The sequence below is a fragment of the Terriglobales bacterium genome (assembly GCA_035543055.1).
Classification (GTDB): domain Bacteria; phylum Acidobacteriota; class Terriglobia; order Terriglobales; family Acidobacteriaceae; genus JAIQFD01.
In genome coordinates this window covers 1-16,461 of record DATKKJ010000135.1, presented here as the reverse complement: position 1 = coordinate 16,461, position 16,461 = coordinate 1, and the positions used below count along the sequence as shown (strand labels likewise).

Below are 16,461 nucleotides of genomic sequence, written 5' to 3'. Positions count from 1 at the left end.
GAGGCCGGGATGAAAGAACAAGCGATCTTAGTCGACACAACCCACTGCACCGGGTGCAATTCCTGCACCTACCGATGCATCCAGGAATTCGGCGATCAGGAAATCGCGGCCCGGGGGATCTTCCGGAACGTGGTCCAGATCAAGGATGAGGGGATGCTGCGCACGCAGTGCATGAACTGCAAGGACCCGCAGTGTGCGCAAAAGTCGTCGGCTTTCACCAAGACGTCCTACGGGGCGGTGCTGGTGGATCCGGCGAAGCTGACCAATGCCAAGGAGGTCGAGGAGGCCTGCCCCTTCCACGCCATCCGCTATGACGAGGAGACGAAAAAGGTGGCCACCTGCAACCTCTGCGCGCATCGCGTGAGCGAAGGCAAGCAGCCGGCCTGCGTGGACGCCTGCCCCGCGAGCGCTCTTCAGTCCGGAGATTACGAAGCCATGGTGGCGCGGGCCAACGAGCTTGCCACCGCCAAGAAGCTGAAGATCTATGGGCTGAAGGAGAACGGTGGCACCCACGTGATCATCCTCACCAAGGCAGATCCTGCCGTCCTGGGGTATCCCAAGCTCGGCAAGACACGGCTCAAGGCGGAACTGATCACCGACATGACGGCGCTGCCACTGGTCGCCGGGGCCGTCTGCATGGGCCTAAGAAAGTACGGCGAACGGCGCGCGACCGTGGAAAAGGCCGAGAACAAGGAAAAGCACGCGTAATCCGCGTTACGGGTCCGGTGGCGGTCCGTTCCGTCCACTGGACCCGATCCCCCGCCCGCTGTTCGTAGGCGCAGAGGAAGGGTGAACGATGCAAGCGATCGCGACTGAGCTAAGTGAACTGGAAGCCAAGGCCGGCCTGTACTCGCTGTTGGCCCAGGCCTTCAACTATCCCGATAAGGACTTGGTGAATGCCCTGCGCGGAGGCGAGTTCTTGAATGCGCTGGCGCAGTGGGCCGAAGCCCTTGGGCATCCATCGCTGCTCAAGACGATCACCGCCTGCCACAAGGAATATGCCGGAAAGCAGCCCGGCGGCAAAGCCGACCTCCTCCTTGACATGGAGAGGGACTACACGCGGATGTTCTTTGCGTCCAAGCCGCGGCTCGCCTACCTCTTCGAGTCAGTGTACCGGGAAGGCAAGCTGCTGCAGGAATCCACCTTCCAGATTGCGCGTTTATACGCCGATGCCGGCCTGAAGCTGACCGAAGATTTCCGCCTGCCCCCCGATCACATCGCGGTCGAGCTGGAGTTCCTCTCGTTCTTGGTGTTCAAGGAGATCGAGGGCACGAAGAAAGGGAAATCCAAGCAGGCGGACTATGCGCGCGAATTGCAGGCGCAAGTGATCGACGAACATCTGGGCGCGTTCGCAGCAAGCATCGGAGAACGGGTGATGGAGCACGCTCGCACCAACTTTTACCGTACCGTCGCTCTCATCTTGAAGCATTGCTTTTCGGAGGCGGCGCGCTGAGATGTAGCCGCGCTCCCGAATGGAGGCTTTCTTGAAGCATACGATCCTTATCGCACTCGTATTCTCGCTGGGCCTTGCGTTAGCGGCCGCGCCGTGCCAGGCTGCGCCGCACGACATGCACAAGATGCTCGTGAGCACGGACTGGCTCTCCGAGCATCTCAGCCATGCCGACCTTGTACTCCTGCATGTGGGCGCCGATCGGGCGAACTATGATGCCGGCCACATACCCGGCGCCCGTTTCGTCGACTGGGCGCAAGTCACAACCACCCGCAACGGGGTTCCCAACCAGGTCCCCGCAGTCGCTGATCTGAAGGCGGTATTCGAGAAGCTGGGGGTAGGCGACGACTCGCACGTCATCATCTACGGCGACACTCCGCTGCTGGCGGCCGAGGTCTACTTCGAATTCGACTACCTCGGCCACGGCTCGAAGGCGGCGGTGCTCGATGGCCTGCTGGAAAAGTGGAAAGCGGAGAAACGCCCACTCAGCAAGGACGCGCTCCAGGTCAAACCGGCCACGCTGACCGTTACCGAACATCCGGAACTGCTGCTGGACATGGCCGCGATACAGAAAATTGTTGCCGAGAAGAAGATCATCATCCTCGACGGCCGCCCGCCCGACCAATACTCCGGGAAGAATCCCGGCGGCGGCATCAAGCGTGGCGGCCACATTCCCGGCGCGAAGAACGTGTTCTGGACGCAGACGGTGGTCAGCAAGGAGAACCCGTCGCTGAAGCCGCTGCAAGAGATCCGCGCGCTGTACGAAGCCGCGGGCCTCAAGCCGGGTGATCCGGTGGTGGTCTATTGCCGCACCGGCCCCATCGCTACCCACGAGTACTTCACCCTCAAGCTGGCCGGCTTCAAGCCACAGCTTTACAACGGCTCATTCATGGAATGGAGCAACGCCGGTACGACGCCGGTGGAATCGGGACTCTAGGACCGAGCGCGGGTCCGGGCCACGGGCCCGCATTTTCCGCAGGCGCGTGTGGGGCGAAAGGAATGGCGATGGCCGGCAAGGTCACGCGCCGCGAATTCGTCAAACTTACTGCTGGAGCGGGCGCTGCCCTCGGGGCGGTCGGCACCGCCGTGGCCGAAACACCGCGACCAGGCTGGCGCGGTACGCAGCGCGTAACCCAGATCGCAACCAATTGCGAGATGTGCTTCTGGCGCTGTGGGATCCTGGCCGAGGTGGCGGATGGCAAGGTGGTGCGGATCTCCGGCAACCCCGAGCATCCCCTCACCCGCGGACGCCTCTGCGCACGTGGCAATGCCGGCGCCGAGCTCCTTTACGATCCTGACCGGCTGAAGCACCCCATGCTGCGGGCGGGCAAGCGCGGCGAAGGTAAGTTCGAGCGCGTAAGCTGGGACAAGGCGCTGGATGTCTTTGCCCGGCGTCTGAACGACATCAAGGTGCAGTACGGCCCGGAGAGCGTCGCGCTCTTTCCTCACGGCGTTGGGGCCACGTTTTTCGCGACTCTGATGAAGGCGTTCGGCACTCCCAACCGGGCGGAGCCTTCCTTCGCCCAGTGCCGCGGCGCGCGCGACGTCGGCTACGCGCTCACGTTCGGGCGCGATCTTGGTTCGCCCGAGCCGCTCGACCTGGAAGAAGCCAAGCTCATCATCCTCATTGGATCGCATCTCGGCGAAAATGTGTTCACCTCCCAGATCACTGCCTTCGCCGAGGCGCTCTCCCGCGGAGCGAAGCTGGTGGTGGTGGACCCGCGCTTCTCCACCGCCGCGGCGAAGGCCGATTGGTGGCTTCCCATCCGCCCCGGTACGGACATCGCGCTGCTGCTGGCGTGGACGAACGTGCTCATTCAAGAGGGCGGATACGACCAGCCATACATCCAGGCGCATGCCACCGGGTTCACTGAACTGGCGGCTCACGTCGGTGGATGCACGCCGGAGTGGGCGGAATCGATCACCGAGCTCCCGGCGAAGCAGATCCGGGAAACGGCGCGTGCTATGGCCGACGCGAAACCGGCGGTCCTGCTTCATCCCGGGCGGCACACGAGTTGGTACGGCGACGACGCCCAGCGCGCCCGCGCCATGGCCATTCTCACCGCCCTGACCGGCAGTTGGGGGCGCGAGGGCGGGATCTTTCTCCCGACCGCGGTGAAGACCGGAAAGTTCGAGCTTCCGCCATTTCCCAAGTCGCCGCGGGGCCGGGCCGACGGCGCCGGCACTCGCTTCCCTTTCGCTTCCGAGGACCAGGGTGTCACCAATGGCCTGGTCGAGGCCACGCTCACGGGGAAGCCGTATCCCATCAAGGCTTGGATCGTTTACGGCCAAAATGTACTGGAGAGCATCCCCGAACGGCACAAGACGCTGCGCGCCATCGAGCAACTGGACTTCCTCGCCGTCGTGGACGTAATGCCGGTGGAGCAGGTCAATCACGCCGACCTCGTCCTCCCGGAAGCTACCTACCTGGAGCGCTACGACATGCCGCACATCGTCAGTAGCGCTAAGAAACCGTTCATCGCGGTGCGGCAGCCGGTCGTCGAGCCTCTGCATGAGTCGAAGCCGGGATGGTGGATCGTCAGGGAGATGGCGCGGCGCCTCGGCCTGGAAGCCTATTTTCCCTGGAAGACGCCGGAGCAACATCTCCAGGTCCTGATGACCCCGATGCGCGTCAGCGAGAACCAACTCCGGGCGCGCGGCGCGGTCACATTCGAAGGCCGCCCGTACATCGAGGACCGCCTGCCGGAAGACGGGCCGCTATTTCCGACACCCAGCGGCAAGATCGAACTCTATTCCACGACCCTGAAGCAGGCGGGATTCGATCCATTGCCGCGCTACATCCCGGTCGCCGATCCGCCGTTGGGCACGTTCCGGCTGCTAGACGGCCGCACCCCAGTACACTCCTTCGCCCGCACTCAGAACAACGCGCTTCTAGGCTCGCTCGAAGCGGAGAACGTGGTCTGGATCAACGCCGCTTCGGCCCGCACGCTTGGGCTGCGCGAGGCTCAACGGGTCGTGCTCGAGAACCAAGACGGGGTGAAGAGCCTGCCGATCACGCTGCGGGTCACGGAGGGCATCCGTCGCGACTGCGTATTCATGGTGCACGGCTTCGGCCAGCAAGGCGAGCGCATGCGCCGCGCCTACCGCCGTGGCGCTTCCGACACCGGCCTCATGACGCGCGTGCAGGTGGACCCGATCATGGGCGCGACCGGGATGCGGGTGAACTTCGTGCGCATCCTGAAGGTGGAGGGCTAGGGCGATGGCGCGATACGCGATGGTCATCGACCTGACGAAGTGTGTCGGCTGCCAGGCCTGCACCGCGGCCTGCAATAAGGAGTGGGACGTACCGCTGGGGTTCGCCCGCACCCGCGTCCATCCCACCGGCGTGATGGGCACGTTCCCCAACCTCTCCTCGGGGTTCCGGATTGCGCAGTGCAATCAATGCGACCGGCCCGGGTGCGTAGCCGCGTGCCCAACGGGAGCCACCCGCCAGTCGGAGGACGGCATCGTCCACATCGACCGAGGGTTGTGCATCGGCTGCGGCTACTGCGTGGACGCGTGCCCCTACGATGCGCGTTACATCAGCCCTGTGCTGAACCAGGCTGACAAGTGCGATTTCTGCTCCGCCCGCCTGGAGCGCGGGCTGGAACCGGCTTGCGTCGCCACTTGCACCGCCCACGCCAAGTATTTCGGGGACCTGGAGGATTCCCGCAGCGACGTCTTCCGGCTGGTGTACGAGCAAGGTGCAAAGAGGTTGGAGAGCCGCGAGGTCGCCATCGGTCCGAATGTCTTCTACGCCGGCCGGGATCGGGACCTGGAGCCGGTGCTGGCCTCGTTCGCGCCCCATCCACCGCGTCCGGTCCCTTCCCGGGAGTTTTGGGCGCGCGTCCTGCGGCCGCTGGTGATCGCCGGGGTGGGGGCGACATTCCTGGGCCAGGCGGTCGCATTCTTCTACCAGCTCGCGATCGGCGAGCCCGAAGAGAAACACGGGGAGAAGAGTTGATGGCAACGATCGCCCGAGCACCGCGTACCTTGAGCGCCGCCGAGGCCGATGCGCTCTCGCAGCGCCAGGTCAAGAAGCACGACATCGCCATCATGCTGCTCCACTGGTTCAACGCGTTCGTGTGGCTGCTGGAACTGGGCACCGGGCTGGCGATGCTGACCTCCGACTTGCGCGTGATGCCGTGGTGGTACGTGCGCATCGTCCAGGGTTTCTTTGGCTCCAAGGCCAACATGCTGCAGTTCCATCTTGCGGTCGGGATCACGTGGATCGTCGTGTTCCTGGCCTATGGCACCTTTGGGTTCCGCACCTATCTGCAGAAGGAGGTGTTGCGCCGCGAGATCAGCCTGGACGCCGACGACTGGCAATGGCTGCGTATCCGCATTTTGGGTATCCTCCGGCTGAGCGGAGAACAGTTGCCGCAGCAGGGCATCTACAACGCGGGCCAGAAACTGTTCGCGTTGTTGGTGTACCTGATGGTGCCGGTCATCATGATCACCGGGCTGCTCATGACGTTCCACCTGGGGAACGCAGCCCTGATCGGCTGGGCGGCCGCCATCCACTTCGCGGCCGTCGGCGCCGTCGTTTCCGGGCTGATGATTCACGTCTACATGGGCGCGGTGCTTCCGGAAGAAAAGCCCGCATTCTTCTCCATGATCACGGGCAATGTGAACGAGCTGTACGCGTACAGCCACCATTTCAAGTGGTGGAGAGACGTGTCCCGCTGGCGCGGTTTGCCCGCCGGCACGGATGAGAAGCCGGCCTCGCAGGGATCGCACATAGAAGGGGAGAAACAGCGATGAGGCGTTCGGTCGTGTTAACCGGTAACAGGATTGCCGCGGTGACGATCGTGCTGGTCGCCGTACTAGTCGTGGCAGCGGTGGTCATCGGCCGCACGGTAAGGGCGGCGGAGACCGCGGCCGCGGTCGCAACCATGACGCAGGACACCGGGCAGGTGACCGCCGGAGAACTGGCGCAGTGGGTCCTCGAGAAACACCAGGATTACCAATTGGTGGACCTGCGCGATCCCTGGCACTTCGACGACTACCACATCCCGACGGCCATCAACATTCCGCGCAATGCGCTTTTCCAGGCGGAGAACCTGAAGCGCCTCGACCGGCAGAAGAAGGTCGTCGTTTACAGCCTGGGAGCCGGCGAAGCCGCCAAGACGCAATTGCTGCTCACCATGAAGGGATATCGCGCTTACGCGCTGGAAGACGGCATCATCGGCTGGTGGGACGAGATCATGACCCCGACCTCCATCCGCTCCGCCAAGCCTTCTTCTTCCGGGTATCAGCAGGCGCGCCAGCTGCGGGAGTACTTCATGGCCGGGAAAGCGGCTGCGGTCGCACCCACGGGGGCACCCGGGATGCCGGCGCCGGCTGCCAACCCCGTATCGCCGCCGATCAAGAAAGAAGTCACACCCGCCACCAAGAAAGAACTCCCGCCGGCCAAGAAGAAGCCGACAACTCCCTCGGAGCAGGAGAAGCAGAAGCTGAAGCTCGGCACCGGCTGCTCATGAGTCTGCCTTTGCTATCACTGTGCGGCGTTTGTGAAGGCGCGTGGGACGGGCTCTGCGATTGGCTGCAACTGCTGAAGAAGCTCTGAGACGTACAACCGTGACTTTTGCACGCGCGCGCCGAAATGTTCGACCAGCTTTGCTCTCACCAGGGCATCCAGGTTGAGCACCTGCTCGAAGCCGGTGCATTTGTTCCGCCACTGCTGCTGCGGGAAGTGGTAACGAATCACCGAGTTCTTCAACGCGTGCTTGTTCGTGGGGTGGCGGAAGTAATCGGGGTGGTGCAGGACAAAATCCACCAGCGGGATGCGCAGCCAGGCCAGCATGATCTCGGGTGTGCTGAAGTAGAAATACGGCTCGTGCCGAACGCCGTGCCGCCGGCACCATTCGAGCGGTGTCGTATAGGTGATATCCGCTTGTAGGTAGGGATCAGCGGCGGTGAGGACTTCCCTGGAGCCGTCCACGTGATAGAGCTGCTCACCACCGGCCAGCACTGCGAAGCCGCCCATCTCGTCCACGACGGCGACCTCTTTCACCATCAGGTAGCGGAAAAGTTCCCCCGCAACGTATCCCTCCTCGATGTACTGGTCGAGCTCGTTCTTCACGAAGTCGAAGATATCGAACGGATACAGTTCCTGGGCAACGCCATGTTGCTTGCACCATTGTTTCGCATGGACGATGTCGTGGGCGTTCTTCCCATCGACAAATTCGAGTGTCAGTACCTTGAACGAGAGGTTGAGGCGAAGAAAGATCTCGCACAGGGTTTCGCTGTCGACGCCGCCGCTGGAGCAGATCCAGATGGGTCGGCGCGCCGACTTTGCCAAGTCGATGGCCGCCTTTTCCAGCTCTTCGGTCCAGGAAAGCGGCTCGCGGGTGCAGTGGGAGAACGTGAAGCGGGAAGCCGGCGTAGGGAAGCCAAGCTCATCCCAGCGGTACTGCAGGTTGTCCATGCTTCCCATGAGCGGGATTATAGCTTTCGGTCCGCACGCCGGACTGTGCCTCGCGTCACGTGCAGTGTCGTCCCACGTCACAGCGGGCCCGCGGCAGAAGTGATAGCTTTTTGTAATAGAGGATTGCGCCTGCTTCGAACGCATTCTCGGGCGGTATTCCAACATGCGCAAGGTCAAAGGTTTTCTGAGTCGCATTCTTACCCTGGTACTGTTCGCCCTCAGTTGGACGCGGGTGGCGGTCGGGCGCATACTTCCCGTTTTCAGTCCTTCCCCGGAACCCCGCAGCGCCAAGGTCTTCGCCCTTACGGAGGCTGAGTGGTCTGCACTGCGCGCCGACAACTCTGCCGCCACTCAGGAGAAGAGTGCCGATCAGCAACAGGACAAGTCCAACGGCGCCGGCCGTGACAAGGACTCGTCCAAAGGCGAAGACAAGAAGGATCAGGCAAAGAGTCCCGATTGCGAAAAGGCTGCGCCCAAGACCGGTGATGAACAGAAGAGCACAGAGGACAAGAAGAAGGACGCAGCGAAGCCATGCGAGCAGGGGCCGGGCGGCGGCGACGGCGATATGGGCGGCACCGGAGGGTAAGGCAGTTCCGAATTCCGCCGAAGACCTGGTACTCCTACGCGCCCTTCCCCGAATTGGCACATTCTGCCGAAACCATTTAGAGGATGACGCTGCATTGCTTGCCGTTGCGGTGACCAAGCCCGTCACGAACGGCGAGAGAATCGTGGCAGTCGGGAGAGAGGTGATGACATGAGAGAGGGCGCATTCCTTCACGGCAGCGGTGTAAATCCGGAGTGCTCTGCGCGCTTCCGCTCCCTGACCAAAGGAAGGCTTTTTCGCCTCGAACTCGTCCGTGGCAAGAGCCACCATTAAGCATGCCTACTCGCGGGACAGGCTCCGCCAGCTACTCGAATGCCAAGTTGATCGATAGAGGAAAATTGTCAGACGCCGAGACGGCCCCGTAAACGCGAGGATCGCTGCCCGCGGCCGGACCGCCCATCAGGATCCAGTCGATCGGGCGACCGTGATGAAAGAAAGACGATGGCGCCGTCGGCGTGTGCGCACCATCTCCAAATGCGTTTCGGAACCGTGCATTGCGTATGCGCACCGGTGCATCGCCCTGCGACACGTCGAAGTTCATGTCACCCGCGACGACCAGCGGCACCCCTGAGCCGTAGCTACGGCTATCGTCCAGGACTTCCATAAGCTGCGAGCGCCGCAAGTCATCGTTTCCGCGGCTCTCCAGGTGGAGGTTGTATGCGACAAGCGTCTGTCCTGCAACGTTCACATCGCAGAAGAGAGCCATGCGGCCGCCGGCACGCCGCTGAAACGCGTCCATCTGCGGAACAAACCAACGTGGCCGCCAGAACTTTGATTGCTCGTGGAAGCGTATGACACGAGGATTCGGCAGCGGCCAGCGAGACAGTGTCGTCTGCCCATGGTATGCGGGCGATGTGCGCGAGCCCTGCGTCAGCTCCTGAAACGCGCGCCCGAGAACGTAGTTCATATGCAGCTTCTCGGCGATCTCGCGGGCAACATCCAGATGGTGGGTTCGGCGAGCGTTCAGGTCCACTTCCTGCAGCAGGACCAAGTCAGGTTTTGCTTCGACCAGAAAATCGATTACACGTTGCAGTTGTGACCCACGCTCGATGTTCCACACCACGACCCGTATTGGGACCAGAGGGTTTGACGACAGGAGCGGAAGGTGTAAAGCTGCCGGTCTCGATCTCTTGCAGGCCATCGGTCTCCTGTGCCTGCGCCGCAAAGGTGAGTAGCAGCAGCAGCACACCGCAACGCAGGGCGATCCGCGGAAATCGTTTGCTGGTAGACAGGTCCGATGTTGATGTTGAAGTCGAGACGAGCGTGATAGCTGACTTGCTGAGTTGCATCAACGTCCTCACCCGGTGCGAACATCTTAACAATGTTCCTGCAGTTCGAGCGACGACAAGTCGTGTCAGCAGCCTAGATCGGGGCGGCTATGCCAAAACGGGACAACTTTGTGCTTCCGGCATCAGTGTTAGCGATTAAACCGGATGGTTTCGATAACCTAAATCACCAGTGATGCGGGGGCGAGGTAGCTCAGCTGCACCCTCATCGCCTTCGGCTCTCTTCAGGCAACCAGCATCCCAGGAACGACGTTTTTGAGTCACAGCCCCAAGCCCCACCGACGCGCGTGGGCCGCGAAAGTCCCTTTAGGTTGCGACACTTTTGGCAGAGATTGCGATCACCGTGCGCTGTAACGGGCCTGAGCGCTTGATCGGACGCGGTAGGAACACCTGCGAGTTCCCGAAGGCCTGGTGCCCCCTGCAGTATCCTAATTTGGGCATTCGACAACGGGCATCCCTTACAAAGCCATTGAAACTACGGCACTTACCGGCTTGAACTCTTAGTCCGTAGCAGGATTCGGCGCTCGGGATGATGGATTTCGTAATAAATGTAACCGGTTAGGCTAATAAGAAACAGCACAATCAAGATTTCCTTCAGTGTGCCAGACGGCGGGCCTGGCTCCAACACGCTCTCCCTGGGATCGGCAGGATCGTAAGCGACCCGGACCACACGCCCGACCTTGTAGGATTCGGCGATGTGCGTCGCCTCTTCACGACGGTAGATCGGGGGCATGAGGAAGCGCACCCTGCCGGACGTGAAGGTCTGATCGCTGACCTTGTACTGGTAGACCACCGCAGGCTCCCATCGAGGTGGGACGGCCGTGCCGTCGTGATACACCTCTGAATCGACAACTTGCGCTGTTGTGCGAGGCCAGCGCTCGCTCGCGTAGGAATAGACCAGGCCCGAAGCTGTGTTCTTTACGACAACACTGACAAGGATTCCCAGAAGGACGACACCCAGCATCCGCCCTTTTGTGTCCGCACCCATCGCCCACCCCTAAAGAAGCGTAGAGATGCGTGAGACTACCTTAGGGATTCCAGTTCATCGCAACAGAATGCGATTTTTCCAAAACATTGTTCCGAACTGGGACGAGCATCCGACCCGAACCGCGCCATCGTGCGACCATACGCCTAGGGGTTGTTGATCCGCCTCGAAAGCGCCCACTCCACCACTTGCGGGGCTACTCCGTATAGCTTGGCAGCGAACCAGTAGTACCAGGGGCTGTAGATTTCCCGTTTGCCCTTCAAGTATGCCGCGAGAATGTCCGTGGCCACCGATTCGGCCGTGGCGCCGCGGCGCTGATCGTCTAAATGACGCTGGTCGCGCCCGAGGATCCGGTGGGCGCGGAAATCGGTGGCAATGTATCCCGGGCAAACGGTCATCACATGCACGCCGCTCCCCACCAATTCCATCCGCGCCGCTTTGCTGATGGCGTTGAGAGCGAACTTCGTCGCGCTGTACGCACCCTGGAACGGCACCGGAATGTGTCCCGCGACACTGGAAATGTTGATGATCGTGCCCCCGCCTTGGCGCCTCATGACCGGAATTGCCAATTGCATGGCGTCAATGGCGGCGAAGAAGTTGGTCTCGAACATCCGCCGGCAGGCATCGCGGTCCATCGCCTCGACCGAATCGTGCATGCCACAACCGGCATTATTGATCCAGATATCGACGCCACCGAAATTGCGCAACGTCAGCGAGAGCACGCGCTCGATGTCTTCGCGGTTACATACATCGCAGGCCACCGCCAAGGTGCGGTCAACGTGGCCGATACGCGCGCGGGCTGCCTCCAGGCGTGGCTCGTCACGCGAGGCCAGAGCGACGGTCGCACCTTCCTCGACGAACAATCGCGCCAACGCCTCGCCGATCCCCATCGAAGCGCCGGTGATTACGGCAACCTTTTCCCTGAGTCGTGCAGACATGCGTAGTCGGGCATGTGGCCAGTCTTGTTACCTTGGTGGGCCGTGCCAAATGAACCCGTGGCGTGCAGGGTGATCGACTGTTACCTTACTCGCGCTACCGGCCTGGGAGCAATCGCTGATACAGATTTCAGAAAAGTTCCGTCAAGGGCTGGGTGTCACACGACCGGAAAGCGGCGCTATTCGTGCGCATAGTAGCCCTGTTTGGCATGGACGGTAAGCGGGGGAAACCCTCTAGGCGCGGTGAGCTTGACTCTGATCCTATGCCATTTCCCGTCGTTGCGCTTTTCAAGAGGAGCGAAGGCGAGAACATACTGCTGTCGAAGCTGACTGCTGATCTTGGTGGCCACGTCCGGCAGTTCCGCCGGACTCTTCAGGAAAAAAGTGGTTCCGCCAGTGATGTTTGTTAGCCCGCTGAGCAAGGCCGGGCCGTCGCGTTCTTCGGGAGTGAGCGGGGCAGCATCGAATATGCCGATCGCAAAAAGCTGGATGTCTGATTCCTCAACCGCAGATTTGATCTCACTTTCGGTGTAGCGGCTGTGGTTGTCGCCACCATCGGAGATGATGAGCAGAGCCTTGCGTTGGCGGCTAGCATGATTCATGAAGTCCATCCCCATGGCAATCGCATCCAGAAGCGAAGTCATGCCACCGGGCGCGGTGAAAACGAGCTGATTTTGGACTTGGTCGACCGAACTCGTGAAGGCGGCGAGAAGTTTGGGGCGATCGGAAAAGCCGATCACGAAGAATTCGTCCGCGGGATTGGCCGTCTGCATGAACTGGATCACGGCCTCTTTTGCCTTGTCGAACTTATTTTTCATGCTGCGGCTCATATCGAAAATGATGCCGACCGAGACAGGGGCATCCTCGGAAAAAAAATAGCGCAGCACCTGTTTGTGCTTACCCTCATGGACTTCAAAATTTTCCTTGTCCAGCCCGAGGACGAACTGTCCCATCGGATCGGTGACCGTGACCGGCACCATGACCAGCTCGACATCGCGGCGCAATGACTTAGTATGCGTATTGAGCGAAGGATCCGGAGCTGGGTTAGTGTTCTTCGCGGGCACGCTCGGGCTCACATGGACATCGCTGCTGTCTTGAGCGTAGACGGGGAGGGTGCATACCAGCCACACCAGGCCGAGGAGATTGAGCGTCAACGTCACGTTCAACCGCGGCGGGATACGGCGTAAGAAGACCTCCCGCGTTAAACAACACAAGATAGCGCGAATCAACGCGTAGCCAGGCATCTCACCCCCCTATGTCGCTTCAGCAGACCTCAAAAACTGTTGTGTTCAGATGACAATCAGGCGGGCGGCGGGGCAAGAAAATTCGAGCCGAGTTTGCCCATTTTTTAGGTGCAGCCCATTTTGGGAATACCCCGGCCGATCTCGTTAGAGATTGAAGCCGCTGAGGCGATCTGCCTCCCCAGGACACAACGGAATGTGACCCTACTCACATCGGGACTGGCTGCGGAGTGTGACCATAGGTAGAGGGCTTTGTCATGGCGACTGCTCCAGCGACCTCCTCCCGCGTACTGAATCCCACCATTTCCCATCGCATCATGAGCGCTGATGAAGCCGCTGGTCTCATCCAGTCCGGCACGAGCATCGGGATGAGCGGCTTCACCGGCTCGGGGTATCCCAAAGCGGTACCTCTAGCGCTGGCGCGCTGCATTGCCGACGCCAACCTCCGCGGCCATAAGTTTCAGGTGAACATTTTTACCGGAGCATCCACGGGCCCAGAACTCGATGGCGCGCTTGCCATGGCAGGCGGCATCCACCTCCGCCTGCCCTACCAATCGGATCCCGAGACCCGCAAGCGGATCAACGCCGGGGAGATGGATTACATGGACATCCACCTCAGCCACGTGGCGCAGTACGTGGAGTACGGCTTTCTCGGCAAGATGGACTGGGCGTTGATCGAGGCCACTGCCATCCTGGAGGATGGCCGCCTGATCCCGAGCTCATCCGTCGGCAACAACAAGACTTGGATCGAGCAGGCGGAAAAAGTCATTGTCGAGGTCAATGAGTGGCAGCCTGCCGAACTCGAGGGCATGCACGACATTTATTACGGCCTGCAGCCTCCACCGAATCGCCAGCCCATCCCGCTTACCAGCCCTGGCCAGCGCATCGGGATCCCCTATTTCAAGGTTCCTCTCGAAAAGATCGTTGGCGTGGTCATCACCAATTCGCCCGACCGCAATAGCGCCTTCAAGACGCCCGACAAGGCATCGCAACAGATCGCCGGCCACATCCTGGAGTTCCTCGAGCACGAAGTCCAGAAAGGCCGCATACCACCGTCGCTGCTGCCCATTCAGTCGGGCGTAGGCAACATCGCCAACGCGGTGCTGTTCGGGCTACAGCAGGCGCCGTTCGAAAACCTGACTTCCTATACCGAGGTCATCCAGGATGGCATGATCCAACTCTTGCGCAGCGGCAAGCTGACCTGCGCTTCCGCAACCGCGTTCTCTCTCAGCCCCGAGGTGCTGGCCGAAGTGAACCGTGATATGGCCAGCTTCCGCAAACAGATCGTCCTGCGCACGCAGGAGATTTCCAACCACCCGGAGATCATCCGCCGACTCGGAGTGATCGCGATGAACGGGATGATCGAAGCCGATATTTACGGCAACATCAATTCCACGCACATTATGGGATCGCGCATTCAGAACGGCATCGGCGGCTCGGGCGACTTCGCCCGCAACGGCTATCTTTCGATCTTCATGGCGCCGTCGTTGGCGCAGAGCGGACAGATCTCGACCATCGTGCCGATGGTCTCCCACGTCGACCACACCGAGCACGACGTCGCCGTGGTCGTGACCGAGCAGGGTCTGGCCGATCTCCGCGGCCTCTCGCCCCGGCAACGCGCCAAGCTGGTCATCGACAAATGCGCCCATCCCGACTACCGTCCGTTGCTATCGGATTACGTCCAGCGCGCCGAGCGCATGTCGTACGGCAAACACACGCCACACCTACCGTCCGAGAGCCTCGGCTGGCACAACCGCTACCTTCGCAGTGGCCGGATGAAACCGGACACTGAACCGTAGGATGCTGCGTGACTCGCCTGGTAACGGCGGCCTCGCACAGCCGATCCTGATGCGAACGTTCCGTGAAACAAACGTTCGGTACCGAAGCAGCACTCGCCGATGTAGGCACCGCACTGTCCGCATGGCGCCGCGAGCAGCCAGGGAGTGTATCTGCGAGAGCGGCTGCCCTTGACCTGCTGGCGGTCGTCGAGCAACAACTTGCCCCTGAAGCTCCGGACGACACCGGACCCAAAACCTGGCACGACTGGCTTTACTCGACCGGCGTTCCCGATTTCCTTGAGTGTTTGGCGGACCGCCAAAGCCGGGAACACTGGGCAGACCTGGCATTTCGCGCTATCGAGCATTCCGGATACTCGCTGCTGACCATGCTTCAGCAGCGGGTTGCGGTGCACCCGGAGCGCGTCCTTTTCCACGACTCGCGCGAGGCGAACCCAGCATCCACTTACGCCCAGGTAGCCTGGTACACGCGAACTCTCGCCGGTGTCTTTCTCCAATCTACCCTGAAAGAACCACGGGTTGCGATCCTCTGCGATAACAGCATTGACAGCGCTTGTACGGACCTCGCGTGTCTGCTCTACGGTATCCTGGTATCGCCACTGGACGTTCATTTCGACGCTGAGACGCTCGCCTGGATCTTTCGGCGGCTCGCTATCGACATCGTTGTAACTGACAGCGATGAACGGCTCGCGCGACTGTCCGAAGTTCGAGCGATCCTTGGACGCGACTTCAAGGTGTTCCGCACCGGGAATCGGACCACGAACACCACCGTACGAGGGCTTGAGGTGACCCCGCTCCGACACGCTGCCGCGCGCGTCGATCTTACAGCCATCTTCGCGCGGCTTGCCTCGCGCGCCAGCGATCTGTTTGCACCGGCGACTGTGATGTTCACTTCCGGCAGCACAGGACGGCCAAAGGGAGTGGTGTTCAGCCAGTACAGCCTGGTCGCGAAAAGATTCGCGCGGGCGGCCGCGCTGCCGTCGGTTGGGCGGAACGAGGTGTTGTTCTGCTACCTGCCACTGTTCCATACCTTCGGGCGCTTTTTCGAGATGCTCGGCGCTATCTACTGGGGGGGCACGTACGTGTTCGCCAGCAGTCCGAGCGCCGAGAGGTTGGTCACAGCACTGGGACAGGTGCGTCCGACGGGTTTGATCGGCGTGCCGGCGCGCTGGGCGCAGATCCGTGAGCACTGTCTCGAGGCCATGGATTCTGAGGCCGAGGCTGCTGCGCAACGCGCCGCCTTTCGCAAAACCGTCGGTGATCGCCTGCGTTGGGGAGTATCGGCCGCTGGCTTCCTGGATCCCCTGGTCTTCCGGTTTTTTCAGCGGCACGGGGTGGACCTCTGTAGCGGATTCGGGATGACGGAAGCCACCGGCGGGATCACCATGACGCCACCCGGCGAGTATGTCGACGGTAGTGTTGGGGTGCCACTACCGGGCATGCGCCTCCGGTTCACACCCCAGCATGAGCTCCAGATCGCTGGCCCGTACGTGGCTCGTTATCTCGACGAAGATGCTGCCCCTGGCTCGCTGGCTGCCCTCGGTGCCAACCAGGATTACTGGCTGTCTACCGGAGATGTCTTCACCGTGCACTCCGGGGGCCATCTGGAGATCATCGATCGCGTAAAGGACATCTACAAGAACAGCCGCGGCCAGACCATTGCCCCACAGCGCATCGAGCAGCGTTTTGCTTCCGTGCCCGGTATCCGCCGTACCTTTGTGGTCGGCGACCACC

At 61.4% G+C, this 16,461-nt stretch carries 15 protein-coding genes; 10 read left to right on the top strand and 5 right to left on the bottom strand.

Features of this window, described 5'->3' with window-relative positions; all coding sequences use genetic code 11:
- Positions 1–9: 9 nt before the first annotated feature.
- From VMS96_09365 to VMS96_09335, 7 genes are all read left to right on the top strand, one after another.
- The gene (locus VMS96_09365; GenBank protein HVP43632.1) at positions 10–708 is read left to right on the top strand and encodes a 4Fe-4S dicluster domain-containing protein; all 699 of its coding nucleotides are present in this window, start codon (positions 10–12) and stop codon (positions 706–708) included.
- Positions 709–796: 88 nt separating this feature from the next.
- On the top strand, positions 797–1,453 hold the full coding sequence (locus tag VMS96_09360) for a molecular chaperone TorD family protein (protein HVP43631.1): 657 nt from the start codon (positions 797–799) through the stop codon (positions 1,451–1,453).
- Positions 1,454–1,568: 115 nt separating this feature from the next.
- Entirely contained in the window at positions 1,569–2,387 is an 819-nt protein-coding gene (locus VMS96_09355; GenBank protein ID HVP43630.1) for a sulfurtransferase, read from the top strand.
- Positions 2,388–2,455: 68 nt separating this feature from the next.
- Entirely contained in the window at positions 2,456–4,666 is a 2,211-nt protein-coding gene (locus VMS96_09350) for a molybdopterin-dependent oxidoreductase (protein HVP43629.1), read from the top strand.
- 4 nt (positions 4,667–4,670) lie between these two features.
- Positions 4,671–5,414: a 4Fe-4S dicluster domain-containing protein gene (locus VMS96_09345; protein ID HVP43628.1), complete on the top strand. Its 744-nt coding sequence runs from the start codon at positions 4,671–4,673 to the stop codon at positions 5,412–5,414.
- Positions 5,414–6,214 (top strand): cytochrome b/b6 domain-containing protein, encoded by an 801-nt coding sequence (locus VMS96_09340; GenBank protein HVP43627.1) that lies wholly within the window; start codon positions 5,414–5,416, stop codon positions 6,212–6,214. The genes VMS96_09345 and VMS96_09340 overlap by 1 nt, the downstream gene beginning before the upstream one ends.
- A gap of 38 nt (positions 6,215–6,252) precedes the next feature.
- Positions 6,253–6,933 (top strand): rhodanese-like domain-containing protein, encoded by a 681-nt coding sequence (locus VMS96_09335; protein HVP43626.1) that lies wholly within the window; start codon positions 6,253–6,255, stop codon positions 6,931–6,933.
- A 14-nt stretch (positions 6,934–6,947) separates the two neighbouring features.
- Here the strand turns inward: VMS96_09335 and VMS96_09330 are convergent, their stop codons facing one another.
- Positions 6,948–7,889, bottom strand: a complete 942-nt coding sequence (locus tag VMS96_09330; protein HVP43625.1) for a hypothetical protein — start codon at positions 7,887–7,889, stop codon at positions 6,948–6,950.
- A 154-nt stretch (positions 7,890–8,043) separates the two neighbouring features.
- Between VMS96_09330 and VMS96_09325 the strand changes: the two genes are divergently transcribed.
- Positions 8,044–8,466 (top strand): hypothetical protein, encoded by a 423-nt coding sequence (locus VMS96_09325; protein HVP43624.1) that lies wholly within the window; start codon positions 8,044–8,046, stop codon positions 8,464–8,466.
- 322 nt (positions 8,467–8,788) lie between these two features.
- Here VMS96_09325 and VMS96_09320 read toward each other — a convergent pair whose 3' ends face one another.
- The 4 genes from VMS96_09320 to VMS96_09305 form a co-directional block, all read right to left on the bottom strand.
- Positions 8,789–9,547 carry an endonuclease/exonuclease/phosphatase family protein gene (locus VMS96_09320; GenBank protein ID HVP43623.1) on the bottom strand — a complete coding sequence of 253 codons (759 nt, stop codon included), beginning with the start codon at positions 9,545–9,547 and terminating at the stop codon, positions 8,789–8,791.
- Positions 9,548–10,254: 707 nt separating this feature from the next.
- Positions 10,255–10,734: a DUF3592 domain-containing protein gene (locus VMS96_09315; GenBank protein ID HVP43622.1), complete on the bottom strand. Its 480-nt coding sequence runs from the start codon at positions 10,732–10,734 to the stop codon at positions 10,255–10,257.
- A 167-nt stretch (positions 10,735–10,901) separates the two neighbouring features.
- On the bottom strand, positions 10,902–11,693 hold the full coding sequence (locus VMS96_09310) for an SDR family NAD(P)-dependent oxidoreductase (protein HVP43621.1): 792 nt from the start codon (positions 11,691–11,693) through the stop codon (positions 10,902–10,904).
- 176 nt (positions 11,694–11,869) lie between these two features.
- A complete protein-coding gene (locus tag VMS96_09305; protein HVP43620.1) occupies positions 11,870–12,934 on the bottom strand; it encodes a VWA domain-containing protein in 1,065 nt (354 codons plus the stop codon).
- Between the two features lie 254 nt (positions 12,935–13,188).
- Between VMS96_09305 and VMS96_09300 the strand changes: the two genes are divergently transcribed.
- Complete coding sequence (locus VMS96_09300; GenBank protein ID HVP43619.1) at positions 13,189–14,730, top strand: acetyl-CoA hydrolase/transferase family protein; 1,542 nt, start codon at positions 13,189–13,191, stop codon at positions 14,728–14,730.
- Positions 14,731–14,792: 62 nt separating this feature from the next.
- Positions 14,793–16,461 (top strand): AMP-binding protein (locus tag VMS96_09295; GenBank protein ID HVP43618.1); only part of this gene is annotated, 1,669 nt, incomplete at its 3' end.